Here is a 24,315-nt window from a genome sequence, read left to right as displayed (position 1 = left end):
GCTGCAACAGTCTCATGTCGGCAAACCCAGACGGCAGACCATAGGTTTGGATGAACTCGATGCGGAAGTCCCGAGTATTCCTTGAACCGGTGTCCACGACGAGCAGGATCATGCTGGGCCGCAGCATCCCAAGAACCGGGGCGTAGATGCCTTCCGGGCTGCCAAGGCCATCGGGACTGGAAATCCAGGAATCCATGAGCAACCGGGAAATTTGCTTGAAGGTCGCCTGTGGCCTCATTGCCGCTTCCAGGCAGGATCGGCAGTACGGAATCCATCTTTTGACGACAGAAACGAACGGTTTTGTCACGACATGGCGAGCCGTTTTGTTCCATGCGTAACCCGTTGTCATTGTTGTCGATAATGATTTCTCCGCCTTCCCGAATGCCTGCTCCGCGAAACCGTTCGTTTCTGTCAAGGCGACCTGGGGCGGACAGGCATGGAAAGATTCAATGGCGAGGATTGGATACGCAAGGGTATCGACGGTCGATCAGCACCTCGACTTGCAGAGGGATGCACTTCGGGCGGCCGGCTGCATTCGCATCCTCGAGGATCATGGCGTGTCAGGCACGGATAGAAAACGCAGTGGACTGGATAGGGCTCTCAAGTCCTTGGGAAGAGGCGACACGCTTGTCGTTTGGAGGATTGACCGTCTCGGCAGATCGCTCAGCCATCTGCTCGCAGTGGTCGAACGGCTGCGGCTTCGAGGAATTGAGTTTCGCTCTCTGTCGGAGAACATCGACACTTCCTCTGCCGGCGGCAAATTGGTCTTTCACATCCTGGGTGCGCTGGCGGAATTCGAGAAATCGCTGATCCGCGAGCGCACCATGGCGGGCCTCGAAGCCGCGAGAGCACGAGGAAAGCGACCGGGAAGGCGGCGGGCGCTGACCGACGCTCAGTGCGAAGAAATCCGTGCTGCTCTCGGGGCAGGTGCCGCAGTCCGGGATATCGCCAGTCGGTACAATGTTCATCCCAGGACAATTGCCCGAGGAGTGGAGCGCCTTGGACGAGGATGCAGGAGCTCAGCTACTGGAACAGGCTGAGGATGGCCTGGGGTTCAGAATTCGCGATTTGAAGGCCCTTGAGTACGAGCTGTTGCTGCGCCTGCAAGGCACTCATGCGCGCAGATGCCTCTTCCATGTCGGAATCGACGAGCTTCGAGACACCGGAATTGATGCTGTCGATCAGATTGCCTGCGAATTGATCCTGAAGGCTGGTGCGCTTCTGCAGCGATCCGAGCGTGGATCCTGCGACAGTCAATTTGCGCAGCATCGACTCCACACCGCTCAGGTAGTAGCCGATGTTTGCCGAACCCGAGGTGATGTCGACGTCGAGAAGGCCGAAGTCGGGAACATTTCCGAGGTTGTCGTAGGCAGGGCCGATGCCGAAGGACGTCTTGCTGCCCGCCTCCGGATGAACGGTGTCATCGATCTCGTAGAGGATGTACGTGCCCTGGTTCGACGCTTTCACGCCGACGTTCTGGGCTGTCATCGCTGCGTTCAGGATCGTCACGAGATCGTCGGCCGACGAGATGATGCCGTCGGTTGTTCCGAGTGCGTTGTCGACGGCCGTGCGGTCGATCGACACGGTCGTCGACGTGCCGTTGACGGTGACCGGAAGGTAGAGAACGGCCGAGCTGTGCACGTTGAAGGGGCCGTCGAAGAAGCTGATGAGTTTGGGACGGTTGCCGTAGGCCGTTCCAGTGGTGGTGAGCCCGCCCGTGCTTCCGCTGGCCAATGTGGAGCTTACGCTCGTGACCTGGATGGACGAGCCGGGAAGGCCCGAGGTTTCCGCGGTGATCAGCGAAAAGCCGTTGGTCGTGCCGTCGATGGCGAACTGCACGCCGACCGGGGTGAGCGCCTTCCTCATGACCCACGCGAATTGATCGCGGGTCGAAATGACCCCGTTCAGTGTCGGATAGACGTCATCGACAAGGGATCGGTTGATCGTGACGCTGACCGTCGTTCCAGCACCAGGAGACGGTGTGTTGGACGGATCATCCGCATCGAGAACCATGCTGAACGTGATTGCCGTGGTGTCGTCGGTGAAGACGAGGGGGCCGTTGAACGTGAAGTCCAGCAGCGCCCCGCCGCCATTGGTGAAGGTGTCGGTATTGCGCAGGCCGCCGATAGTACCTGTGCTCCGGTCGTCCGTCTGCAGGAGTCCGCCACCGGTGCTGTTGAAGAGGGTGATCTGCGACAGGTCGACCGGGACGGTCGTCACCTGCACGCCTGAACCGTTTCGGACGAACCCCGACACAACAGTCGCGGTGTTCTTGTCCGTGTCGTAGATATCCTCGATGTTGGTCGACAGCCAGTTCTGGCCGTTGAAGCTCGCCGACATGGAGACTGAGACTGCCTGCTGCGCGAGCTGGTCGAGTTCGTCCTGAACCTTGGACCTGTCGACCCCAGCTTCCGTTGCCGCGACAAGCTTTGCCTTGAAAGCGCTGACGATGTCGATGGCGGACTCGATCCCGGCATACGCCGTATCGGTTTTCGCGGATCCGAGCGCCATGGCATCCTTTGCGGCGCCGATGGCCTTTGCGTCGGACTTCATCGTCGTCGAGATGGACCAATAGGCTGCATTGTCCGACGCGGCACCGATGCGCAACCCGCTGGACGCCTGGTTCTGATAGCGGGCGAGGTCCTTGCTTGAAGCCTTCATGATCGCGACGGAGGATATCGCACTTGTATTTGTCAGGATACTTGTCATGACCATGCCATTGGATGGATCGATTTAAATCGGCATCGTCATGTACCGGAATGCGGTAACCCCGCAGTCAGAACATGTTGGGGCGAGGTTAACGAACCTGGCAGAATTGCATGGGGAAACTACCCGATTACAAGGCAACTGCGGATAATATGCTCAAACAGAAATTGTTTCCTGGGACCGTGCACTTGATAGCCGGAGGAAGCAACTCGATCCCCGCGCGGGACACGGAGTTGCCTCCGCGATCAACTTCCTCCGGCCGACGAAGACCGCAAAGCGGCCCCGCAGATTACCGAACCATGAGCGAAACCTCAGGCTGTTCGTCCCATGTGACCGTAGGTTTCTGAACGCCTGCTTCCGCGGGCCATTTCCACATGCGATCCTTCAACCAGTGTCCATCATGCTCCACTCTGAAGGACTCATACCGCCGCGCTTCCGCACCTAGCCACCGTGCATCGCGAATTGTCGGATTTTTGTAGACGATGGTGAGATGATCACCCTTATTTACGCCGGGCTCGGTCTCGATGAGGGACACGTTTGGTGATAGCGGCTTTCCTGGATCGATTTCCATTACGACATGCATAACTGGGTAGAATTCGGAAATTCCATTGGGATCGGCCCCCGTGCTCCTTCATGATAAGATTGCCTTCGAGGAAGCTGTGGATCGCCGGAACGACCGATCCCAGGAGCTGCTCGGCGGCTTGCCGGGAATTGAAGTGACGATCCCAATCGTGCAGGTAATCCTCGAAGAGGAACTGGTCGCCGTCGCAATCCGACTGCGCTCCCACCATGCGGCCATATTCGGCGTAGCCATCGATCAACGTGCCTAGCCCGCCGATCAACCAAGTCCTGAAGTCGTCTGCTGAAGAGAACTGCGGCCTGACTGCGAGCCCTCGGCTCCGGATGACATCCTCCGTGTACTTTTCCAGGGCCTTCTGATGATAATCACCCTCGCGAAACTTCCGGCGGAGGCGATGGATGTTGGACTCGTCGTTGCCGCCGATCGAGCGTGCAGCATCGGTCACGTCCTGATATCTGCCTTGGATCAGGCCCAGTCCCATCTCAAGCAACGTCTTGTCGTCATCATAGCCTCGAAGAACTCTGTCTTCTGCAATCTTCGCTTTGCGCTGTGGCATCTGGTTTGTCTCCGTTTTGAACCTGTCTCAAGCGAAACAGATCGAACGGAAAAGGACGAGGACTTTTCGAGTTGTCCGAAACGGACAGAGGACTGCTAGGCGGGAAGCGGTATATCCAAGGCATTGGCAACCCAAGCTCTCTCGAAGTCGGAGAGGTCGGGCGACTTGGTCGTCACGGCTCTCGAAAGTCTGTCCACGAGCGACGCGTAGGTGTCATTCCCCCTGTGGAAGCGTTCCGTAATCTGAATCGGTACGCCTTCCTCATCTAGGTTCTTGAGCTCTTCGGCGCGGAACCACCTAGACAGCTCCCGAAGGAAAAAGTGGTAGTCAGCGTCAGGATGCTTTCGCTTCACGTAGATTTCGATGATCGAAATGATCTGGGGCAGGCCATATTCACACGCTCGAAGGAATTTGAAGATAAGGTCGAAATCCTGCTCCTTTTCTTGCAGCGTGTCATCGTGCTCGCGAAGGAACTGCTTGATTGTCTTCGCCCGACGGAGGCGATTTATTCGAAGAGCGAGCTGCGATTCTGATTTCGCCCCATACTCGCTGACCCTCTTCACCTGGGCTATGACGTTCACGAGGATCTTCAGTGTGTCGTAGGTAGGGAAGCCTCGGAATGCCAGCGTGCTGCTGAAGCGCAGTCTGTTTTCCACGTTCCGTTTTATCTCGGCGACGACCTCCAGCCCGACAGATGCCGCAACCCGCAGTTCGGCGGGGTCGAGATCAAGACTGTCTTTCAGCGCCGCGATGCGATCCTCCACCACATCCGTTTGATCGGCGTCGTCCAGAAACACCACGTAGTCATCAGGCGCGTTGTCATCGTCGGAGAAAACGGTCGGTGACACTTCCATCTCTACCTGTGCTGGCGGCTCGTTGAAGAGAAATACGCGCCCGACATGGTGCTCCCCCAATCGTCCCGCTCTTCCTTTGATGTTTGAGAATGTGAAGAAGTCATAGTCGGCGCGGTTGATCGACTTGTCGTAGATCAGCACTGTCTTCGCGGCGGTGTTCACGCCCTCGATCAGCGTCGAGGTGCAGAACAGAACGGGCAGATATCCGGTATTGAAAAGGCGGACCATGTGTGAGGCGATCGCCCTTGGTATCCTCCCATGATGGACACCGAAGCCGAACCGTACGCTGCGGACCACCGACCATCGGCCGCCCACGTTTTCCGCCAGCCAACTGGCGAACTCTCCACGGCCCTCACTAACGGCCATCTCGTCAGCCGCCTCCGATGCCAACGCGTTCGCCTTGTCGGGGCTGGAAACGAATACGAGAGCAGGCCAGTTTTCATCCTTGCCGATCTCTTCCAGAAGCCGCTCGTGCTTGTCCTCGCTTCCTCGAAGATCGAAGGTATCCACGGCTACAGTCGCGAAGCGCGTGCGGATGAAGTTGAACTGCCATCGTCCGCCTCCAGAAACGCGGACCGTGTCGATGTTCGGGCCGAGGAAGAAAAACTGCCGTGATCGGGCCAGGAGCCTGTAGACGGCAGCATTGAGGGACGCACTCCGCTCATCCTTGCGATCCGAGTCCAGCTTGTAGAACTCGTCGACGACCGTGAGGTCGAGCGAACCGAGGTCGTTCCGATTCAGGAGACGCTCCTGTGTTCCAAGGAAAATTGTAGGGCCGTCGCGGACAACGTCTCCAGGATGCATAATTACATCGAAACGTCCTCGGAAGCGTCTGCGCAGCCTCCGGCGAAATTCGTCGAGAAGTGCGATGGTCGGTAGAACGATCGCAATCCTCTTGTACGTGCCGGTAGCCAGAAGCGCATCGATCAGCAGGCTCTTTCCGAAACTCGTGGGAGCGCTCAGGATCACATTGCGGCCCGCGAGGAGATCGTTCAGGACGGCGATCTGTTCCCTGTGGAACGTGACACCCAACTCGTCCGCGGTGACGGCTTCCGCAACGATTGCATCCGAAGTATCGGCGGCACTCTTGTCGATGTAGTTCCATAGGCCAGTCGACCGGGCCAAAGCACTGTAGGGCTCCCGGAAGCTGTTGAGTTCGGGCCTGGTTGCGATGAGATCGGCAAGCCGGGGAACGACTTCCAGCAGTTTGGGGTCCTCGCGATCTTCGCCATTGATGGCTGCAGAAGCACTCCTTAAGAGTCGGAAGACGCTTCGTTTGAGGTCGTCACCGGATGCCCGACCTACTTCTGCCCAGTTAACCGCCTCGAATGTCATGCGGACAATCCCTTCAGCTTCCTGTCGAATGCATCCGCAAGGGCCGATTTGGATCCGAGCGGAACGTATATCAGCAGTATTCGGATCTTCTGCCGCAACCCGGATTGCTCCAATTTGTCGGCAAGCGCCTTCAGCTCGGGCTTAAGCGCCTCGATGTAGGCGTCATCGAGCTTCTTGTGCTCGGCAGCGGCTGGGCTTTCACAGGCAATGCAGATGGGAAACACCGCAGCCGATATCAGATCGTCGATTGACGTTTCACTTGCGAAGAGCGCCCGGATTTCCGCGTGGTGCTCGATGTCCTTCGAGATCTGCGGCCCCATGATGAGTTTCTCGTTCTTGAGGAATCCTTGTTCAATATGGGTCTCGACGGATTCGATGGCGGCTGCGACCGCCTCCGATCCGGTCTCGTAGAACTTCGCTTCGCCAAGCCAGAGCTCGAACTTGCCGTCGCCGAGGTACCGGACGTGTGCCATGTCGAACGACTTCACGACGTCGTTCGAGGATGTCAGATAGAACACCCGCGGCGCGATCGGAATCGTATCGAAGAAGTCACGGCAGATCGCATGCAGCAAGATTTCGCCAATCTCTCCCCGCCGCTTGTATTTCTCGCTCGTGTAGACACGCACGGCCGCCTGCTGCATCTTGACGTACGAGTTCGAGTGATTGACATCGAGTTCGTCTTCCTTGAGCGCGTAGTCCATGATCCACTCGATCAGGTGTCTCGCGAGTGCGTCGCAGCGCCACGCAGAGAGCTCGAAGCCTGCGCAGTAACTGTCGTGGTTGAACGGAATATCGATCTGAAGAACGTGTCTGAGCAGTCTGTTCGGCTTGATCGAGTACTTCGTCACAACAGTCTCTGTAAGATCAGAAAATAAGAATCACTGCGTAATGCTATCATGAGTTGACCTCTCAACACATGATCTGCGGTCGTGAAGTTGCACGAAAACCGTCATTACATCCGGAAAAGCAAAGCTGCGCCCTGAAGGACATGGCGTCGGATCTTGATCAGAGCGGGGGCGTCTCAAGGATTCATGTACCCATGGCGCATAGGACTGAGTCCTGTGTTCGCTCAAACGCATCTTCGGAAGCAGCGGAAGGACACGTCGATGAATCCATTCCGAGAAAATCTCGACTGAGTATTAACCTCGTATATCCAAGCACCATAACGTAACGATAGTATTTTATACAGTTTCGTACCTCTGGTCTTTGGGCCATATACTCATGCGTTGTTGCGAGATGGTATCCAGAAATGCCGATGTCAACGCGCTATACAAGCGCAGTTTTCGAGTTTTACGGTGTTTTTTGGGGCATTAACCGATCGGTTATTATAATTCCGCAAGGCGTGTATGGGGCCTCTTTTGGCACCTTTTTGGGGGCTTCAGAAGCTTGTCAACAATTATAAATGAGGTGTGGATTGGGGGAGTGGGGAGAGAATTCGGTACGGACGTGGCGGGTTCCGAGCGATGTTTGTACGAGACAAGGCCGCGCGGAGTGATCAAGGAGATGCTGCCGGAATACGGTTGCGTTCACGCCACGCTTCTCCCTTGCATGGCGCCTCGACACACTGTCGCGAAGGCCGGTGATTGGTCGCGGCGTCCGCGGTCGCCGCTTTACGAGGAATGAAAGTTGCCAATTTACGCCGAAAACGGCCCTTCCGGATGGTCCAGTTCGCACTTATGGTGTCGAGAATCCGCGAAGCAGTGGCGTCAGTTCGCGTTTATGTGGCGACACAGAGAGGGGATCGGAACCGCACCCGACAGGATTCGAACCTGTGACCTTTGGAATCGGAATCCAACACTCTATCCAGCTGAGCTACGGGTGCATGCCTTGGCGGTTTTGAATCGCCTGTCCGATGGCTGGTTCTTAGCCTAGGAAGCGCTTGGCTTCAATGCGGAAAATTCAGGAAAGCGTGAGATCGGACGTTTTGATGGGGGAGGCCGCGGGCTTTTGGCGCGCGGCCTCGTTTTCGGTGGCCGTATCGGCTTATTCTTTCATCGCGCCGGGGCCGGGGGTGGCCTTCGGGGGGACCTTGCCGAGGATGATCATGCCCAGCACTTCGTCCTTGGTGACGTCTTCGGTGCGGGCGTGGCCGACGACCTGGCCGTTCTTCATGACCGAGACGCGGTCGGCGAGGTCGAAGACGTCGTGGATGTCGTGGCTGATGAGGAAGATGCCGATGCCTTCCTTCTTTAGCTGCTTGATCAGCTCGCCGACCTGCGCCGTCTCCTGGGGACCGAGGGCCGCGGTCGGCTCGTCCATGATCAGGATGCGGGCATCGAAGAGGATGGCGCGGGCGATCGCGACCGACTGGCGCTGGCCGCCGGAAAGGGCCTTCACCGGTTCCTTGAAGCGCTTGAAGTTGGGGTTGAGGCGCCCCATGACTTCGCGGGCCTTGGCTTCCATCGCGACGTCGTCGAGCGTGCCCCAGCGGGTCTGCAGCTCGCGGCCGAGATAGAGGTTGGCGGCGGCGTCGACATTGTCGGCGACGGCGAGCGTCTGGTAGATCGTCTCGATGCCGTATTTCTTGGCGTCGCGCGGGGTGCGGATATCGGCGGGTTCGCCGTTGATCAGGATATCGCCGCTGTCGCGCTTGTAGGCGCCGGAGAGGATCTTGATCAGCGTCGATTTGCCGGCGCCGTTATGGCCGAGAAGTGCGACGACTTCGCCGGGGTAGAGATCCACCGAGGCATTGTCCACCGCGTGGATGCCGCCGAAGGAGATGGAAATGTTCTTCATTTCCACAAGCGGAGTGGTTTGATCCGTCATGGTTCAGAATTCCTTTTACTTGGCGCGCGAGCGGTAGACGATGTCGAGCCAGACGGCGATGACCAGGACGACGCCGACGACGACGTTCTGGATCGGCGTGTCGACATTGGCGAGCCCCATGCCCGATTGCAGCGACTGCATGACCAGGGCGCCGAGCATGGCGCCGGCGATCGTGCCGCTGCCGCCGGCAAGCGAGGTGCCGCCGATGACTGCCGCGGCAATGGTGAAAAGCTCGTAGGTCGTGCCCTGCGAATTGGCGGCGGCGTTGAGGCGGGCCGTGGAAATGGCCGCGGCAACCGCCGCAAGCAGGCCCATCAGCGCGAAGATGCGCACCGTCACCCAGCGGGTCTTGATGCCGGCGAGTTCGGCCGCTTCCGGGTTGCCGCCGATCGCGAAGACATAGCGGCCGAAGCGCAGGCGGGTGGCGATGAAGGTCATGATGATGCCGATGCCGACGGCGATCAGCACGGGCACGGCAATGCCGTAGGGAATATCGAGCCCGGTTTCCGGCCAGGGAATATTGTGCTCGGTCGCGTATTTCTTGGCGATGCCGATGGGCCAGTAATAGATGTTGAAGACGTAGATCGTCACGAGGACGAGGGCCGAGCCGAGAGCAGCGAGGAAATATTCCGCCCAGAGCGGCCGGCGCGGGAAGTTGAAGCGCTTGCGCTGATGGCGTCCGCCGATGATGCCGAAAACGATGAACAGGCAGGAGAGCCCGCCGAGGATCCAGCTCCATGTCGCGCCGATCGAGCCTTCCGCGCCGCCGCCCATGATGCGGAAGGTCGCGTCGAGCGGGGCAACCGTCTGGCCGCTGGTGACATACCAGGCAAGGCCGCGCCAGGCGAGGAAGCCGCCGAGGGTAACGATGAAGGAGGGGACATTGAAGAAAGCGATGATCACGCCCTGGAAGGTGCCGAGCAGCGTGCCGACGGCGAGGCCGCAGATCAGCGTGATGACCCAGGTCCAGGAGCTGTCGAAGCCGAGATAGGCCGGCAGATATTTCGCCTGGACGACGCCCATGACCATGGCGACGAAACCGAGCAGCGAGCCGACGGAAAGATCGATGTTGCGGGTGACGATGACGAGCACCATGCCGGTGGCGAGCACGGCGATTTCGCAGGTCTGAACGGAAAGGTTCCAGAGATTTCGGGGCGTCAGGAACAGGCCGCCGGTATAAAGGTCGAAGCCGATCCAGATGATCAGCAGTGCGCCGACCATGCCGAGCAGGCGGGTATCGATTTCGGTGGCACGCAGGAAGCGCGTGATGACGCCTTCCTCTGCATTGCGCGGACCGCTCGATGTTGTGGAATGCGTCAGGTCGGCCATCGCTTTGCCGTTCTCCCACTGTTGGGCGCAGGCCCGCGAATGTTTCTCGTTGATCGCTGGGCAGTATCCGCGCTGGTCACAATAGACGTCATCGCTCGCCCAGCCGGGTTTCCCCGGTTCCACGACCGCCATCCGGCAAGCCGATCGGATATGCGATGACGCAACACATGCGGGAAGCCTCGCGTCTCCATTCTGGGTGGAGTTGCAGGCCCCTTATCCGCATTCGACGCCGCAACGGAGAGCCCCTTGCGGCGTCGGTATTATCTTCGGGTCAACCCGTCAGCCAAGTGTTTACTTGCAGGCAGCGACACTGCCGGCCTTGACGCCCTGGCAGGCTTCAGCCTTGCTGATCCAGCCGGCGTCGATGACGACGTTCAGATTGTCCTTGGTGATCGGGATCGGGGTCAGGAAGACCGACTTCATCGCAACGTGCTTCGGGCCGCCATCGAAGGTCTGGACGCCTTCGATCTGATCCTGGGTCTTGCCGCCGGCAAGAGAGAGCGCGATTTCAGCGGCGCGCTTGCCGAGCTCGCGCGAGTCCTTCCAGACCGAAACGGTCTGCGTGCCGAGCGCGATACGGTTCAGAGCGGCCTTGTCGGCGTCCTGGCCGGAAACCGGCACGGAGCCTGCGAGGCCCTGGGCGTCGAGTGCTGCGACTGCGCCGCCGGCCGTGCCGTCGTTGGAGGCGACGACCGCGTCAACCTTGTTGTTGTTGGCGGTCAGGAACTGCTCCATGTTGCGCTGCGCGTTCTGCGGCAGCCAGCCGTCCGTGTAGGCTTCGCCGACATTCTTGATCTTGCCGGCGTCGATGGCGGACTTCAGCACTTCCATCTGGCCCGCGAATAGGAAGTTGGCATTCGGGTCCGAAGACGAGCCCTTGATGAAGACGTAGTTGCCTTCCGGCTTTGCCTTCAGCACGTCGCGAGCCTGCATGCGACCCACTTCCTTATTGTCGAAGGTGATGTAGAAGGCGGCCGGATTTTCGATCAGGCGGTCGTAGCCGACCACCGGAATGCCTTCGTCGGCGGCCTTTTCAATGGCCGGGCCGATGGCGTCGGAATCCTGCGCAAGGACGATGAGGGCATTGGCGCCCTGGGAAATCAGCGACTCGACGTCGGTCAGCTGCTTGGAAGCGGACGACTGAGCGTCGGCGGAAATGTACTTGGCGCCGGCTGCCGCAAGCGCCTTCTTGATGGCTGCTTCGTCCGTCTTCCAACGCTCTTCCTGGAAGTTCGACCAGGAAACGCCGACGACGAGATCCTTGGCGAAGGCGGTCGTCTGCATGGTCAAAACGATGGCCGCGCCCGCTGCCAGCTTGATGAAAGCTTTCATGTAATCCTCCCGATTGAATGCGACCGCACGTATCCTGAACTCCCGTCGGCCGCGGCGAAAATGCTGGCGAGAAAAGCTTTGGATTTTTTTCTCGACAGTCGAGAAATTTAGTGTCAGAGATTTTTTCAACTGTCAACACCCGCATAGCCGGCTTTCATCGGTCATCCGACATGAGCTATCAGGGCTGCGGAAGGGGAGGGTTGATGAGCGGGGAGCTTGCCGATGCTGGCCAAATCGAGCACCGAATTGGTCCGTCAAAAGAACAGCGCTTTGGTCTTGTCGGCGCTGCGCCGGCACGGTCCGCTCGCCCATACCGAGCTTTCTGATTTCACGAAGCTTTCCTCCGCGACCGTATCGGTCATCACGGCCGATCTCGAGCGGGCGCAGATCATCGAAAAGGCGGAGCAGCAGGCCGCCAGCGGCCGCGGCCGGCCGCGTGTATTGTTTTCGCAGCGGCGCGATTGCGGCTATCTGATCGTCGTCGTCATCTCGTCGGATGCCGTGCAATATTCCCTTGTCGATTATACCGGCCGCCTGATCGACCGCTTCACCGAGGACAGGCAGCAGAATGTCGTCGATGTCGACCGCTTCGTGGCCGGCCTGCGGGATGCGCTGAACCGGATCGTCACCCGCTCGCAATTGGCGCGCGACAAGGTGCTGATGATCTCGATCAGCAGCAAGGGGCTCGTCGATGCGTCCGGGCCGGTGCTGCGCTGGTCGCCGATCTTCGGGCGTGAGGAAATCGATTTTGCCGCCGTGCTTCGCGACGAATGGTCGGCGCAAGTCATTCTCGGCAACGAAACGCTGCTGGTGGCCGCTGCCCTCGGGAGGCAGGAGGAAATCAGCACGCATGGCGAATTCCGCGCAATGGCGGCCCTGTCGCTTGGCCATAGTATCGGGCTCGGAATCGTGCGCCGGGATCATGAAGGCAATCATCATATATCGGCGCCGAATTTCGGGCATATGATGCATGTGCCCGGCGGCGGTCTCTGTCGCTGCGGCGCGCGCGGCTGCATCGAGGCCTATGCGGGTTTCTACGCCATGCTGCGCACGGCTTTCGACGTGCCGCTCGACACCATCCCGGCGAAGTTCGTTCCGATTGCCGAACTCGACAAGATCGCGGCGAGTGCGCGGCATGGCGGGCGCCGCAATGTGCTGGCCTTCCGCCAGGCCGGCCTGGCGCTCGGCAACGGCCTTTCGCGCGTCTTGAGCCTGCATGAGCGGATGCCGATCGTCATCACCGGTCCGGGCGTGCGCTATTACGATCTGCTGATCGAGGGCATAATCGAGGGGCTGGCGGAATCGCACGTCGTGCGCATGGAGGGCATGCCGGAGCTGCGCGTCATCGTCGACGAGCCGACGCTCGTCTTCGAAGGGCATCTGAACCGCGCATTTTCGATCATCGACAATTACATCGTGAGACGGGGAGCTTCGGTCGTGGAATTGCGCGACCGGGCCGGTTGAAACGCCGCGACAGGCAAGGTGCGGCCGTGCGACCGGCCGCACCTGCTGTTGAAATCAATCCGTCAGGCCCAAAGGTTGCTCTTCTTCGCGGATGTGCAGGATGCGGTCGATCAATCCCCATTCCAGCGCTTCCTCCGCCGTCATGAAGTGGTCGCGATCCATGGCGCGTTCGAATTCCTCATAGGAACGGCCGCAATGTTCGGCATAGAGCCGCGTCATGCGGTGTTTCGTTCGTCTCATTTCTTCAGCATGGATAAAGATGTCCGATGCCTGTCCCTGGAAGCCGCCTAATGGCTGGTGAATATGGATGCTGGCATTGGGCAGCGCGGTGCGCTCACCCGGTTGGCCCGACATCAAGAGGAAGGAGCCCATCGAACGGGCGGTTCCCATGCAAAGCGTATGCACCGGCGCACGGATGTAATGCATCGTGTCATACATCGCGAGACCGCTGGTCACCACGCCCCCGGGGGAATTGATGTAGAGATGGATCGGTCTCTTGGGGTTTTCCGCCTCGAGAAACAGCAGTTGCGCGCAGACGAGGGCCGAGACGTCATCGTTGACCTCGCCGTTGAGGAAGATGATCCTCTCGCGCAGCAGGCGGGAATAGATGTCGAAAGATCGCTCTCCTCTGCTGGATTGTTCCACGACCATAGGGACGAGTTGCATCGCTTCGCGCATGGGCGAACTCCAATGTTCTTGAAATTGTTGATCTATTCTGAGTGTCAGGCGGCGCGCATGACGGTCACGCTGTTATTGTTTGCCGCAGCCTTTTCAGTCTGGCGAAGCCGCACATCATCAAGTTCGTGGATGATCCGCAGGCTCGTGCCGCCATTTGCGTTCGGGGCGATCCTGAAGGTCACGGTGCTTTCGAGGAATGGCGGCGCGTCATCGCGCAGGCGGTAGCGCACCTCTTCACCCGGCGTGACGGATATTGCCTGGGGATCGGCCAAGGCTTCTTTCGGCAGCCAGTTTTCGCGAAGCTCGGGGGTGCTGACCGCGCGCCAGACCTTGTGAGGAGGCTCGTCGAGATCATACTCAAGTTCGATGCCGGGTTTTCGCACAGGGATCTTCAGGTCGTTCATTGGTCCATATCCTTCAGCAAGACCTTGAGAGATTCGATGCGGGCAGGCCAGTAGGCGCGGTATTTCGCCAGCCATTGCGCAATGAGGGCAAGCCCCTCCGGATCGACTTCGTAATTCACGAACCGCCCCTGTCGTTCTTCCCTGACCAGCCCGGCGCCCCGCAGAACCGCGAGATGCTGGGACATCGCCGGCTGGCTGATATCAATGCCTTCGCGCAGGGCGCTGGCGTTCATGCCGCCCGCAGCCAGCTTTTCAAAAATGGCGCGTCGGGTCGGATCCGCCAACGCCCGGAATATCTCGTTCTCTATCATGAGAACAGATAAGCATGTACTTATCTTATTCGCAAGAGGTTTCGGTGACGAGGAACGAGAATAGCCCGGGCCTTCCGACCAAAGAAAAAGTCCGCCGCGAAGCGATTCGCGGCGGACTTTTGGGGAGGATCGTATTCCTTGCGGGAATCGAGGCTGTTTAGCCGACCTTTACCAGACGGCCTTCCTTGACCGACTGCAAGGCGGCATCCGCCAGCTTCAGCGCGGCGAGGCCATCGGTGCCCGACGGGGTGATGATGGCGCCCTTTTCGACCGCGGCGATGAAGCTTGCGATCTCGTTGGCATAGGCTTCGGTGTAGCGCGTCATGAAGAAATCATGCAGCGGCGGGCGGGTATAGCCATCGCCATTGGCGACTTCGATGGAGACGGGGCGCTGGTTTTCGGCTGATACCATGCCCTTCGAGCCGTGGATTTCGATGCGCTGATCGTAGCCGTAAGTCGCGCGGCGCGAGTTGGAGATGATTGCCTGCTTGCCCGATGCCGTCTGAAGGATGACGGAGACGCTGTCGTAATCGCCGGCCTCGCCGATCGCCTTGTCAACCAGGACTGCGGCGGTCGCGGTCACGGCCACCGGCTCTTCGCCGAGCAGAAAACGGGCCATGTCGAAATCATGGATGGTCATGTCGCGGAAAATGCCGCCGGAGCGCTTGATATAATCGACAGGCGGGGCGCCGGGATCGCGCGAGGTGATCGTCACCATTTCGACGGTGCCGATGCGGCCTTCGTCGATGGCCTTCTTGACGGCCATGAAATGCGGGTCGAAGCGACGGTTGAAGCCGACCATCAGCTTGCCCTTGGTTTCCTTGACGACCTTGATGCAGGCCTCGACGCGCGCGACGTCGAGATCGACGGGCTTTTCGCAGAAGACGGCCTTGCCGGCGCGGGAGAAGCGCTCGATCAGATCGGCATGCGTATCAGTCGGCGTGCAGATGACGACAGCATCGATATCGTTTGCCGCTTCGATCGCCTCGATGATGCGCACTTCGCAGCCATAGGCAGCCGAAATTGCTTCGGCCGCCGCCGGAAAGGCATCCGCGACGGCGACGAGCTTGGCGTTGGCATCGCCGCTGACGGCCTTCGCATGCACCTTGCCGATGCGTCCGGCACCGAGCAGACCAAATCTGACAGTCATTCTTACCTCCCTGGATTCGGAACAAATGGACCGAATATTAACATCTGTGGAATTTTCATTCCATTTTCCGACAGCGGCGTCAAGCCGCCCGGACTTCACAATTCCCGAAAATCATAATGTCATGCCGGCATATTCGGAATTTGCCCAAGGCACCTTATTTTATCCAGACCGCTTCACAATTTTCCCGATGATGCGCTAAAGACAAGTCTTCTTGAACAGGCAAAAGAGACCCATGAAACTGATCGATCCCAGCCACCCGCTCTATAAGCCGCTTTGGGTGCGCATTCTCATCGTGGCCGTCTGTTTTGGTTGGGCAGCCGTCGAAACCTTCGGCTCGCAGCCGTTCTGGGCCATGTTATCAGGCGCGCTCGGCGTCTATTCCGCCTGGATGCTGCTTCTGAATTTCAAGCCACAACCGCCCGTGGCAGACAACGATACGCCCGCGCCGGCCGATGCCGAAGAGCCCGCCGAGGACAAGAAATAATCACCGCTTGAGGCGGTGTATGGCTTCGTCGATCAGCTGATTGGCAAGCGTCATGCGGATGGTCGCCTGTTCTCGGAACGGGGCGTCGACGCTATCGGGATGATTGGCCTTGGCAAAGCCGCGACGCTTCTCCTGCAGGATCTCGCGTGTGTGTTCGGTGGTGATTGCAAGCTCCGCCGCGATTTCTTCTCGCGAGGTCCGGCCCAGATGTTCCGGCATGGCTGGCGGCTCCGGCTCTTGCGGCGTGGATTCGGGCTCCGGTTCGGGCGGGATGAATTGGTTGCCGAGATTGTCGCGATAGGCTTCATCTGGCCGATGCGCTTCAGGCGTCTCGCCGCCGAGCACCGTCGCGGCAAAACTGACGTTGAGGCCGCGGATGCGATGCGCCGCCTCTTCCTGTTCCGACGTGTCCTCTTCGGTATCGAGGCGGTCGAGCACGGATTGAAACAATGATTGCCTGAACAACATTCGGGTCTCCACGCCACGTTTCATAAGAGCGGAAGTTGGCGTGGAGCTTATGGACGCGCGGCCGCGAACGTAACGTTATGTCAGCGAAAGGTTCCGGCTCTCTTCCAGGATCATGTCGTGCAGCAGCCGGGCGCTTGGCGGCATGGCGCGTTCGCGCGCGGTGATCAGGCTGTAGGGCCTGACGTCAATGTCGAAGTCGATCGCAAGGATGCTGGATTCGCCGGCCTGCGATGTCTGCCCGCAGATGAATTGCGCCATGTCCAGCGCGATGGGGGCGATCGCATCCGTCTTGCAGACCACGGCAAGCGTCAGCAGCAGGGACGAGGTGTTGATGACATTTTCCGGCAGGGGCACGCCCGCTGCGAGAAAGATGTCCTCTACCTTGCGCCGCAGCAATGTGCCGGGTGGCTGGAAAACCCAGTCGTAGCCGGCGAGATCCGGCAGGCTGGCCACTTGCTTTTCAAGCAGCGGATGGCCGTTGCGGACCACAAGGCAGGCTTTCTCGACGCCGATTTCGTGGGCGGTGAAGAGGCGCGGATCGAGATCGTCGGGTATGCGGCTGATGATGAAGTCGTGGCGGGCGGCCAATAGCTCGCGCGCCAGGACATTGCTGTTTTCCACCTCGATGTTGATCTCGATGCCCGGATAGGTGCTCGTTACCCGCTGGATCGCCGGCACCACGAGGCTGATCGCCGGCGCTGTCACGGCCCCCAGAAAGACGGAGCCGCCCTTGCCGGTCCGCAGCGCGCCGAGCTCCCGGCCAGCCTCGCGCAACTCCAGCAGGATCTTGCGCGCCCGTTTCGCGAGCGCAAGACCGAATGGGGTCAGCATGACGCCCCGGGCGACGCGTTCGTAGAGCGGACTTTTGACAATCGACTCCATTTCGGAGAGCATGCGTGAAGCCGCAGGTTGTGACATGTTCATGGACTCAGCGGCGGCCGAAATTTGCCCATGATCCTCGATCGTGACGATCATTCGCAGGTGATTGAGCTTCAAACCGGCTTTCAGCAACGTGTCGTCGCGAAAATTGTCGGAATGAATCTCAATGCCTTCGCTCAAATAGTCGTTATATATTTTCTCCATGACGGCCAAATTTCCCGTTCGTCGGCAAAAAAGTACTATTTTTTAACATTATATCAAACTTGGTATATGTTTTACCAGTTATTCTATTTGACAGTTATACGAAATCGTACGAGTTTGCCGATCGTGCGCTGGTTACAGCTCATAAACCGTGAGAGCGTGGAGGAGACCTACTTCGTTTCTCACAATTAGAAGTAAACCATTCCTTCTACGGAACCTGCCGCAGTTTCGGGCGGGCATTTTTTGTCCGCCACATTAACAACAAGGGAGAGAGTAATGAAATCCATTATCTCATTGATGGCCGGCGCTGCGTTCGGCGTCGCTACGCTGGTGGTACCTGCCTTCGCGGCGGACAAGGGCACGGTAGGCATCGCCATGCCAACCAAGGCTTCGGCCCGCTGGATCGATGACGGCAACAACATCGTCAAGCAGCTCCAGGCTGCCGGTTACGGCACCGACCTGCAATATGGCGACGACGACATTCCGAACCAGCTCTCGCAGATCGAGAACATGGTCACCAAGGGCGACAAGGTTCTCGTCATCGCTTCGATCGACGGCACCACGCTGTCCGACGTTCTGCAGAAGGCACACGATGCAGGCATCAAGGTCATCGCTTATGACCGCCTGATCCGTAACAGCGGCAATGTCGACTATTATGCGACGTTCGACAACTTCAAGGTCGGCGTTCTTCAGGCCGGCTCGATCGTCGACGCCCTCGGCCTCAAGGACGGCAAGGGTCCGTTCAACATCGAACTGTTCGGCGGTTCGCCTGACGACAACAACGCCTTCTTCTTCTATGACGGCGCAATGTCTGTCCTGAAGCCCTACATCGACAGCGGCAAGCTGGTCGTGAAGTCCGGCCAGATGGGCATGGACAAGGTCGGCACGCTGCGTTGGGACCCGGCAACGGCCCAGGCTCGCATGGACAACCTGCTGTCGGCTTATTACACCGACAGCCACGTCGATGCTGTTCTGTCTCCGTATGACGGCCTGTCGATCGGTATCCTCTCCTCGCTCAAGGGCGTTGGTTACGGTTCCGGCGGCGTGAAGCTCCCGATCGTTACCGGTCAGGACTCCGAAATTCCGTCGGTCAAGTCGATCATCGCCGGCGAGCAGCACTCCACGATCTTCAAGGACACCCGTGACCTCGCCAAGGTCACCGTCGGCATGGTCAACGCTCTGATGGAAGGCAAGACGCCTGAAGTCAACGACAGCAAAACCTACGACAACGGCGTCAAGGTTGTTCCGTCCTATCTGCTGACCCCGGTCGCAGTCGACAAGACCAACTACGAGAAGATCCTCGTCGAAGGCGGTTACTACAAGGCTGATCAGCTGAAGTAATTTTCCGACATAGCGGTCAGGGCTCGCCGAAACGCGGGCCCTGGCTTTGATATTTAAGACGATCGCGCGGTCTGCTATGTTCGATCGCGGCGTTGGATACGGACAATGGACAATACCATCCTCGAAATGCGGAGCATTACCAAGTCGTTCCCCGGTGTGAACGCCCTGGAAAATGTCAATCTGAAGGTCCGTCAGGGCGAGATTCATGCTTTGGTCGGCGAAAATGGAGCCGGCAAATCCACTCTCATGAAGGTGCTCTCGGGTGTTTATCCGGCCGGCACTTACGACGGCGACATCTATTATGATGGCGCGGTCCGCCAGTTCAGGACCATCAAGGACTCCGAAGAAATCGGCATCATCATCATCCATCAGGAGCTGGCGCTCGTTCCGCTTCTGTCGATTGCCGAAAATATCTTCCTGGGCAACGAGGTCGTCGCCAATGGCATGATCAATTGGCAGGAAACCTTCACCCGCACCAAGCAGCTTCTTGCCAAGGTCGGCCTCAGGGAATCTCCGAATACGCTCGTGACCGACATCGGCGTCGGCAAGCAGCAGCTCGTCGAGATCGCCAAGGCCCTGTCGAAGAGCGTCAAGCTTCTCATTCTCGACGAGCCGACGGCATCGCTCAACGAAAGCGATTCCGATGCTCTCCTCAATCTCCTCATGGAGTTCCGCAACCAGGGCATCACCTCGATCATCATCACGCACAAGCTCAACGAAGTGCGCAAGGTGGCCGATCAGATCACGGTATTGCGCGACGGCATGACGGTGAAGGCGCTGAACTGTCACGAGGAAGAGATCAGCGAAGACATTATCATTCGCAACATGGTCGGGCGCGAGCTCGCCGACCGCTATCCGCCGCGCTCGGTGCCGATCGGCGAGACCATCTTCGAAGTCAAGAACTGGAATGCGTTCCATCAACAGCACCGTGACCGCCAGGTTCTGCACAATATCAACATCAATGTGCGCAAGGGCGAAGTGGTCGGCATTGCCGGCCTGATGGGCGCGGGACGCACCGAATTCGCCATGAGCGTCTTCGGCAAGTCCTACGGTCACAAGATCCACGGTGAAGTCTTCGTCGACGGCAAGCAGGTCGATACCAGCACCGTTCGCAGAGCGATCGACGCCGGTCTCGCCTACGTAACGGAAGACCGCAAGCAGCTCGGTCTCGTTCTGACGAACAATATCCTGCACAATACGACGCTTGCCAATCTGATGGGCGTCTCCAGGGCAACGGTCATCGACGACGTCCGCGAGCTGCAGGTGGCGACGAACTATCGCGCCAAGCTGCGCATCCGTTCGTCCGGCGTTTTCCAGGAAGCAGGCAACCTGTCCGGCGGCAACCAGCAGAAGGTGGTGCTGTCGAAGTGGCTGTTCTCGGATCCGGACGTGCTGATCCTCGACGAGCCGACGCGCGGCATCGACGTCGGCGCCAAATACGAAATTTATTCCATCATCAACCAGCTTGCCGCCGACGGAAAGGGCGTTCTGATGATCTCATCGGAAATGCCTGAGCTTCTCGGTACCTGCGACCGCATCTATGTCATGAATGAGGGTCGAATCGTTGCCGAGCTGCCGAAGGCAGAGGCAAGCCAGGAGAGTATCATGCGCGCTATCATGCGCTCAGGGGAGAAGCATCAATGAGTTCGGCCAACCCAGCCACGGAAAGCAGCCACGTCGTTTCGATCGGCGATCACATCCGCAACAACATCCGTGAATACGGCATGCTGATTGCGCTCGTCGTCATCATGCTGCTGTTCCAGTACCTCACCAACGGCGTTCTGTTCAGGCCGCAGAACCTGACCAACATCGTGCTGCAGAACTCGTTCATCGTCATCATGGCGCTTGGCATGCTGCTGGTCATCGTGGCCGGCCATATCGACCTGTCGGTCGGTTCCGTGGTCGGCTTCGTCGGCGCGGTTGCGGGCGTGCTGGTCGTGCAGATGCATATGAACCTGGCGCTTGCGACGGTTATTTGTCTTCTGATGGGGGCCGCGGTCGGCGCCTGGCATGGATATTTCATCGCCTACCACCGCATCCCGTCGTTTATCGTCACGCTTTCCGGCATGCTGGTTTTCCGCGGCTTGACCTATACGATCATCAACACGACGGGCAACGGCAGCAGTATCGGTCCTTTCCCGCCGGCGTTCCAGATCGTCGCGACCGGCTTCATTCCCGATTTCGTCGACATGGGCGGCATCCATTCGACGTCGATCTTCCTGACCATTGCCATCCCGATTGTGATGTTCCTCCTCGCGTGGCGCGGTCGCAGCGTGAATGAGAAGCATGGCATCGATGTCGAACCTTTCAGCTTCTTTATCGGCCAGAATCTGGTAATCGCCGCCGCGACCATCTTTATCGGCTACCAGATTTCCTCCTACAGAGGACTGCCGAACGTTCTGGTCCTCATGCTGCTGTTGATCGCCCTCTACGGTTTCGCCACCCAGCGCACCACGATCGGCCGTCGCATCTATGCCATGGGCGGCAACGAGAAGGCGACGAAGCTTTCGGGTATCGATACCCGCCGGCTGACCTTCTACACCTTCATCAATATGGGCATTCTCGCCAGCATCGCCGGCATCATCATCGCCACCCGCCTGAATTCGGCAACGGCCAAGGGCGGCGACGGCCTTGAGCTCGACGTGATCGCGGCTTGCTTCATCGGTGGCGCTTCGGCTTCCGGCGGCGTCGGCAAGGTGACGGGTGCCGTTATCGGCGCCTTGATCATGGGCGTGCTGAACCAGGGCATGTCGATCCTCGGATACCAGACGGACTCGCAGAAGATGATCAAGGGTGCGGTCCTGCTCGCTGCCGTGTTCATCGACGTCTACAACAAGAACAAGGGCTGATCGCTTAAGCGACCAGCCGAGACTTTAAAAACCAAATCCATGACAGAGTCCGGCTCTCGCTGAGAGCCGGAACGGTAAACTGCATCCGATCTCTGTCTGTTAGGAAAGGATGAAAGACATGCTCATTTCGCAGATCAAGGGCTCGAACGGCAATATCGTCGTTGCCGTTCGCAGCGGACCTGGCGAAGTTGCCAAGGCCGTCGTCAATGCCGGCAGCGTTTATAAGCTTGCGATGGAAGCAGCCGACAGCGGCAAGTCGCTCGCTTCGGTCATCGAAGCACATGGTCTCGGCGAAACGGTCGACCTCGAAAAGGTCTATGCCGAAGGCCGTTTCCTGCCGCCAATCACGCATCCCGACGCCGCTCACCTGCATCTGACCGGCACTGGCCTGACGCATCTCGGCTCGGCCGCGACGCGTGATTCCATGCACAAGAAGACCACGGAAGCGGCCGAAGAGACGCTGACCGACTCCATGAAGATGTTCAAGATGGGCATCGAGGGCGGCAAGCCGAAAGCCGGCGAGAAGGGCGTTCAGCCGGAATGGTTCTACAAGGGCAACGGCTATGGCTCTGCTGCCCCGGGCGCTGCGCTCGTGTCGCCGTCCTTCGCGCTCGACGGCGGCGAAGAGCCTGAAATGGCCGGCATCTATGTCATCGCCAAGGACGGCACGCCGTTCCGCATCGGCTTCGCGCTTTCGAACGAATTCTCCGATCACGTCACCGAGCGGATCAACTATCTCTATCTCGCCCATTCCAAGCTGCGCCCGGCAAGCTTCGGTCCGGAAATCCGCATTGGTGCGGCGCCTGACGATATCCGTGGCACCTCCCGCATCAAGCGCGGCGACAAGGTAATCTTCGAAAAGCCTTTCCTTTCCGGGGAAGCGAACATGTCGCACACCTTCGCCAATCTTGAATATCATCACTTCAAGTATGGCCTCTTCCGTGTCCCCGGCGATGTGCATGTCCACATGTTCGGCACGGCGACGCTTTCGTTCGCGGAAGGCATCAAGCCGGAAGCCGGTGACGTCTTTGAAATCGAAGTTGCCGAATTCGGCCTGCCGCTGCGCAATCCGCTGGCGGTCGACGCCGAAGAAAATGTGGCTGTTCGCCAGCTGTAATTCGTCGAGCCCGGCCGCGAGGTTCGGCCGGGCATTTTCAATACGATCCAGGAAGGCATGACGCCATGACCATTCATCAGAACTTGATCGCCGGCGAGTGGACCGGGACGAACGGCACCGAGAACATCAATCCGTCGGACACGAACGAAGTCGTCGGCCTCTATGCGAGCGCCAGCACGCAGGATGTCGCTGACGCGATTGCAGCGGCCAAGGCGGCCTTTCCGGCATGGTCGCGTTCCGGCATTCTGGAGCGCCACACGATCCTGAAGAAGGCCGGCGAGGAAATCCTGGCGCGCAAGGACGAGCTCGGCGCGCTGCTGGCTCGCGAGGAAGGCAAGACGCTGCCCGAGGCGATCGGCGAGACGATCCGTGCCGCGCAGATATTCGAATTCTTTGCCGGCGAGGCGCTGCGCCTTGCAGGCGAGGTCGTGCCTTCCGTGCGCCCGAACATCGGTGTCGAGATCACCCGCGAGCCGCTCGGCGTCATCGGTGTCATCACGCCCTGGAACTTCCCGATCGCCATTCCCGCCTGGAAGATCGCGCCGGCGCTTTGCTACGGCAACACCGTCGTCTTCAAGCCGGCCGATCTCGTGCCCGGCTGCTCCTGGGCGATCGTCGATATCCTGAACCGCGCCGGCCTGCCGAAGGGCGTCTTGAACCTTGTCATGGGCAAGGGCTCGGTCGTCGGCCAAGCAATGCTGGATAGCCCAGTTCTTTCCGGCATCACTTTCACCGGCTCGGTCGGCACGGGCAAGCGCGTGGCGCTTTCCTCCGTCGAGCATGGCCGCAAGTACCAGCTGGAAATGGGCGGTAAGAACCCGATGGTCGTGCTTGACGATGCCGATCTGACCGTTGCCGTCGAAGCGGCTGCCAATTCCGCCTTCTTCTCGACCGGTCAGCGCTGCACGGCCTCGTCGCGCCTGATCGTCACCGAAGGCATCCATGACCGGTTCGTGGCGGCGCTGACGGAGAAACTGAAGACGTTGAACGTCGGCAACGCGTTGAAGTCCGGCACGCATATCGGTCCGGTCGTCGATGCCAAGCAGTTGAAGACGGATACCGATTATATCGAGATCGGCCGCCAAGAAGGCGCCAAGCTTGCCTTCGGCGGCGAGCTCGTCAACCGCGACACCCCCGGCTTCTACCTGCAGCCGACGCTGTTCACCGAGGCGACGAACCAGATGCGCATCAGCCGCGAGGAGATCTTCGGGCCGGTCGCTTCGGTTATCCGGGTGAAGGATTACGAGGAAGCCTTGGCAACGGCCAACGACACGCCGTTCGGTCTGTCCTCCGGCATTGCCACGACGAGCCTGAAGCATGCGACGCATTTCAAGCGCAATGCGGAAGCCGGCATGGTGATGGTCAACCTGCCGACCGCCGGCGTCGATTTCCATGTGCCGTTCGGCGGTCGCAAGGGCTCGTCCTTCGGTTCGCGCGAGCAGGGCAAATATGCCGCCGAATTCTTCACCACCGTCAAGACGGCTTACACGCTCGCCTGATCATCGATTTCA

The 24,315-nt window shown here is 59.2% G+C and carries 22 protein-coding genes and 1 tRNA gene; 8 read left to right on the top strand and 15 right to left on the bottom strand.

What is annotated here, in order from left to right; all coding sequences use genetic code 11:
- On the bottom strand, positions 1-415 hold a 415-nt coding region (locus ACPYOP_RS25470), incomplete at its 3' end, for a hypothetical protein (protein WP_481413054.1).
- A gap of 34 nt (positions 416-449) precedes the next feature.
- Here ACPYOP_RS25470 and ACPYOP_RS25465 point away from each other — a divergent pair.
- Positions 450-1,040 (top strand): recombinase family protein, encoded by a 591-nt coding sequence (locus ACPYOP_RS25465; RefSeq protein ID WP_481413053.1) that lies wholly within the window; start codon positions 450-452, stop codon positions 1,038-1,040.
- On the opposite strand, the gene ACPYOP_RS25460 is transcribed toward ACPYOP_RS25465, so the two are convergent.
- The 8 genes from ACPYOP_RS25460 to xylF all read right to left on the bottom strand — a co-directional run bounded on the left by ACPYOP_RS25460 (position 1,024) and on the right by xylF (position 11,458).
- A complete protein-coding gene (locus tag ACPYOP_RS25460) occupies positions 1,024-2,709 on the bottom strand; it encodes a flagellin N-terminal helical domain-containing protein (RefSeq protein ID WP_481413052.1) in 1,686 nt (561 codons plus the stop codon). The genes ACPYOP_RS25465 and ACPYOP_RS25460 overlap by 17 nt on opposite strands.
- A gap of 497 nt (positions 2,710-3,206) precedes the next feature.
- A complete protein-coding gene (locus tag ACPYOP_RS25455; protein ID WP_481413051.1) occupies positions 3,207-3,842 on the bottom strand; it encodes a hypothetical protein in 636 nt (211 codons plus the stop codon).
- Positions 3,843-3,937: 95 nt separating this feature from the next.
- Entirely contained in the window at positions 3,938-6,031 is a 2,094-nt protein-coding gene (locus tag ACPYOP_RS25450) for a DEAD/DEAH box helicase (protein WP_481413050.1), read from the bottom strand.
- The gene (locus ACPYOP_RS25445; protein ID WP_481413049.1) at positions 6,028-6,879 is read right to left on the bottom strand and encodes a HamA C-terminal domain-containing protein; all 852 of its coding nucleotides are present in this window, start codon (positions 6,877-6,879) and stop codon (positions 6,028-6,030) included. Before ACPYOP_RS25445 ends, ACPYOP_RS25450 begins: the two co-directional genes overlap by 4 nt.
- Before the next feature lie 900 nt (positions 6,880-7,779).
- Positions 7,780-7,853, bottom strand: a tRNA-Arg gene (locus ACPYOP_RS25440).
- A 161-nt stretch (positions 7,854-8,014) separates the two neighbouring features.
- Complete coding sequence (locus ACPYOP_RS25435) at positions 8,015-8,797, bottom strand: ATP-binding cassette domain-containing protein (RefSeq protein WP_112340578.1); 783 nt, start codon at positions 8,795-8,797, stop codon at positions 8,015-8,017.
- Positions 8,798-8,812: 15 nt separating this feature from the next.
- Positions 8,813-10,126 (bottom strand): sugar ABC transporter permease, encoded by a 1,314-nt coding sequence (locus ACPYOP_RS25430; protein ID WP_481413056.1) that lies wholly within the window; start codon positions 10,124-10,126, stop codon positions 8,813-8,815.
- A gap of 291 nt (positions 10,127-10,417) precedes the next feature.
- A complete protein-coding gene (xylF, locus tag ACPYOP_RS25425) occupies positions 10,418-11,458 on the bottom strand; it encodes a D-xylose ABC transporter substrate-binding protein (protein ID WP_481413048.1) in 1,041 nt (346 codons plus the stop codon).
- Positions 11,459-11,680: 222 nt separating this feature from the next.
- Here xylF and ACPYOP_RS25420 point away from each other — a divergent pair, with 222 nt between their 5' ends.
- Positions 11,681-12,922 (top strand): ROK family protein, encoded by a 1,242-nt coding sequence (locus ACPYOP_RS25420; RefSeq protein WP_481413047.1) that lies wholly within the window; start codon positions 11,681-11,683, stop codon positions 12,920-12,922.
- 54 nt (positions 12,923-12,976) lie between these two features.
- On the opposite strand, the gene ACPYOP_RS25415 is transcribed toward ACPYOP_RS25420, so the two are convergent.
- The 4 genes from ACPYOP_RS25415 to iolG form a co-directional block, all read right to left on the bottom strand.
- Positions 12,977-13,600, bottom strand: coding sequence for an ATP-dependent Clp protease proteolytic subunit (locus ACPYOP_RS25415; RefSeq protein ID WP_481413046.1), 624 nt, complete (start codon positions 13,598-13,600; stop codon positions 12,977-12,979).
- 44 nt (positions 13,601-13,644) lie between these two features.
- Positions 13,645-14,004 carry an SRPBCC family protein gene (locus ACPYOP_RS25410; RefSeq protein ID WP_481413045.1) on the bottom strand — a complete coding sequence of 120 codons (360 nt, stop codon included), beginning with the start codon at positions 14,002-14,004 and terminating at the stop codon, positions 13,645-13,647.
- Positions 14,001-14,315 carry an ArsR/SmtB family transcription factor gene (locus tag ACPYOP_RS25405; RefSeq protein WP_481413044.1) on the bottom strand — a complete coding sequence of 105 codons (315 nt, stop codon included), beginning with the start codon at positions 14,313-14,315 and terminating at the stop codon, positions 14,001-14,003. Before ACPYOP_RS25405 ends, ACPYOP_RS25410 begins: the two co-directional genes overlap by 4 nt.
- A 157-nt stretch (positions 14,316-14,472) precedes the next feature.
- A complete protein-coding gene (gene iolG, locus ACPYOP_RS25400) occupies positions 14,473-15,465 on the bottom strand; it encodes an inositol 2-dehydrogenase (protein WP_481413043.1) in 993 nt (330 codons plus the stop codon).
- Positions 15,466-15,697: 232 nt separating this feature from the next.
- Between iolG and ACPYOP_RS25395 the strand changes: the two genes are divergently transcribed.
- Positions 15,698-15,949 carry a hypothetical protein gene (locus tag ACPYOP_RS25395; protein ID WP_481413042.1) on the top strand — a complete coding sequence of 84 codons (252 nt, stop codon included), beginning with the start codon at positions 15,698-15,700 and terminating at the stop codon, positions 15,947-15,949.
- Here the strand turns inward: ACPYOP_RS25395 and ACPYOP_RS25390 are convergent, their stop codons facing one another.
- Positions 15,950-16,417, bottom strand: coding sequence for a hypothetical protein (locus ACPYOP_RS25390; RefSeq protein WP_481413041.1), 468 nt, complete (start codon positions 16,415-16,417; stop codon positions 15,950-15,952).
- Between the two features lie 75 nt (positions 16,418-16,492).
- Entirely contained in the window at positions 16,493-17,500 is a 1,008-nt protein-coding gene (locus ACPYOP_RS25385) for a LysR family transcriptional regulator (RefSeq protein WP_481413040.1), read from the bottom strand.
- A 273-nt stretch (positions 17,501-17,773) separates the two neighbouring features.
- Between ACPYOP_RS25385 and chvE the strand changes: the two genes are divergently transcribed.
- From chvE to ACPYOP_RS25360, 5 genes are all read left to right on the top strand, one after another.
- The gene (chvE, locus tag ACPYOP_RS25380) at positions 17,774-18,838 is read left to right on the top strand and encodes a multiple monosaccharide ABC transporter substrate-binding protein (protein ID WP_168838479.1); all 1,065 of its coding nucleotides are present in this window, start codon (positions 17,774-17,776) and stop codon (positions 18,836-18,838) included.
- Positions 18,839-18,943: 105 nt separating this feature from the next.
- Entirely contained in the window at positions 18,944-20,482 is a 1,539-nt protein-coding gene (gene mmsA / locus ACPYOP_RS25375; RefSeq protein ID WP_481413039.1) for a multiple monosaccharide ABC transporter ATP-binding protein, read from the top strand.
- The gene (mmsB, locus tag ACPYOP_RS25370) at positions 20,479-21,687 is read left to right on the top strand and encodes a multiple monosaccharide ABC transporter permease (RefSeq protein WP_149634652.1); all 1,209 of its coding nucleotides are present in this window, start codon (positions 20,479-20,481) and stop codon (positions 21,685-21,687) included. Before mmsA ends, mmsB begins: the two co-directional genes overlap by 4 nt.
- Positions 21,688-21,805: 118 nt before the next feature.
- The gene (gene araD1, locus ACPYOP_RS25365; protein ID WP_481413038.1) at positions 21,806-22,804 is read left to right on the top strand and encodes an AraD1 family protein; all 999 of its coding nucleotides are present in this window, start codon (positions 21,806-21,808) and stop codon (positions 22,802-22,804) included.
- Between the two features lie 65 nt (positions 22,805-22,869).
- Positions 22,870-24,303 carry an aldehyde dehydrogenase family protein gene (locus tag ACPYOP_RS25360; RefSeq protein WP_481413037.1) on the top strand — a complete coding sequence of 478 codons (1,434 nt, stop codon included), beginning with the start codon at positions 22,870-22,872 and terminating at the stop codon, positions 24,301-24,303.
- Positions 24,304-24,315 lie beyond the last annotated feature (12 nt).

The organism is Rhizobium sp. KNZ2-6A (assembly GCF_056755475.1).
The sequence above is the reverse complement of the archived record's forward strand: the minus strand, read 5'-3'. Positions and strand labels throughout refer to the sequence as shown.

What these genes read in the sequence shown, in the direction of transcription:
- araD1 (WP_481413038.1), top strand. Translation starts at nt 21,806, where the DNA reads ATGCTCATTTCGCAGATCAAGGGCTCGAACGGCAATATCGTCGTTGCC.
- xylF (WP_481413048.1), bottom strand. Translation starts at nt 11,458, where the DNA reads ATGAAAGCTTTCATCAAGCTGGCAGCGGGCGCGGCCATCGTTTTGACC.
- ACPYOP_RS25415 (WP_481413046.1), bottom strand. Translation starts at nt 13,600, where the DNA reads ATGCGCGAAGCGATGCAACTCGTCCCTATGGTCGTGGAACAATCCAGC.
- ACPYOP_RS25360 (WP_481413037.1), top strand. Translation starts at nt 22,870, where the DNA reads ATGACCATTCATCAGAACTTGATCGCCGGCGAGTGGACCGGGACGAAC.
- mmsB (WP_149634652.1), top strand. Translation starts at nt 20,479, where the DNA reads ATGAGTTCGGCCAACCCAGCCACGGAAAGCAGCCACGTCGTTTCGATC.
- mmsA (WP_481413039.1), top strand. Translation starts at nt 18,944, where the DNA reads ATGGACAATACCATCCTCGAAATGCGGAGCATTACCAAGTCGTTCCCC.
- ACPYOP_RS25395 (WP_481413042.1), top strand. Translation starts at nt 15,698, where the DNA reads ATGAAACTGATCGATCCCAGCCACCCGCTCTATAAGCCGCTTTGGGTG.
- ACPYOP_RS25450 (WP_481413050.1), bottom strand. Translation starts at nt 6,031, where the DNA reads ATGACATTCGAGGCGGTTAACTGGGCAGAAGTAGGTCGGGCATCCGGT.
- iolG (WP_481413043.1), bottom strand. Translation starts at nt 15,465, where the DNA reads ATGACTGTCAGATTTGGTCTGCTCGGTGCCGGACGCATCGGCAAGGTG.
- ACPYOP_RS25430 (WP_481413056.1), bottom strand. Translation starts at nt 10,126, where the DNA reads ATGGCCGACCTGACGCATTCCACAACATCGAGCGGTCCGCGCAATGCA.
- ACPYOP_RS25405 (WP_481413044.1), bottom strand. Translation starts at nt 14,315, where the DNA reads ATGATAGAGAACGAGATATTCCGGGCGTTGGCGGATCCGACCCGACGC.
- ACPYOP_RS25420 (WP_481413047.1), top strand. Translation starts at nt 11,681, where the DNA reads ATGCTGGCCAAATCGAGCACCGAATTGGTCCGTCAAAAGAACAGCGCT.
- ACPYOP_RS25465 (WP_481413053.1), top strand. Translation starts at nt 450, where the DNA reads ATGGCGAGGATTGGATACGCAAGGGTATCGACGGTCGATCAGCACCTC.
- ACPYOP_RS25385 (WP_481413040.1), bottom strand. Translation starts at nt 17,500, where the DNA reads ATGGAGAAAATATATAACGACTATTTGAGCGAAGGCATTGAGATTCAT.
- ACPYOP_RS25435 (WP_112340578.1), bottom strand. Translation starts at nt 8,797, where the DNA reads ATGACGGATCAAACCACTCCGCTTGTGGAAATGAAGAACATTTCCATC.
- ACPYOP_RS25390 (WP_481413041.1), bottom strand. Translation starts at nt 16,417, where the DNA reads ATGTTGTTCAGGCAATCATTGTTTCAATCCGTGCTCGACCGCCTCGAT.
- ACPYOP_RS25455 (WP_481413051.1), bottom strand. Translation starts at nt 3,842, where the DNA reads ATGCCACAGCGCAAAGCGAAGATTGCAGAAGACAGAGTTCTTCGAGGC.
- ACPYOP_RS25460 (WP_481413052.1), bottom strand. Translation starts at nt 2,709, where the DNA reads ATGACAAGTATCCTGACAAATACAAGTGCGATATCCTCCGTCGCGATC.
- ACPYOP_RS25410 (WP_481413045.1), bottom strand. Translation starts at nt 14,004, where the DNA reads ATGAACGACCTGAAGATCCCTGTGCGAAAACCCGGCATCGAACTTGAG.
- chvE (WP_168838479.1), top strand. Translation starts at nt 17,774, where the DNA reads ATGAAATCCATTATCTCATTGATGGCCGGCGCTGCGTTCGGCGTCGCT.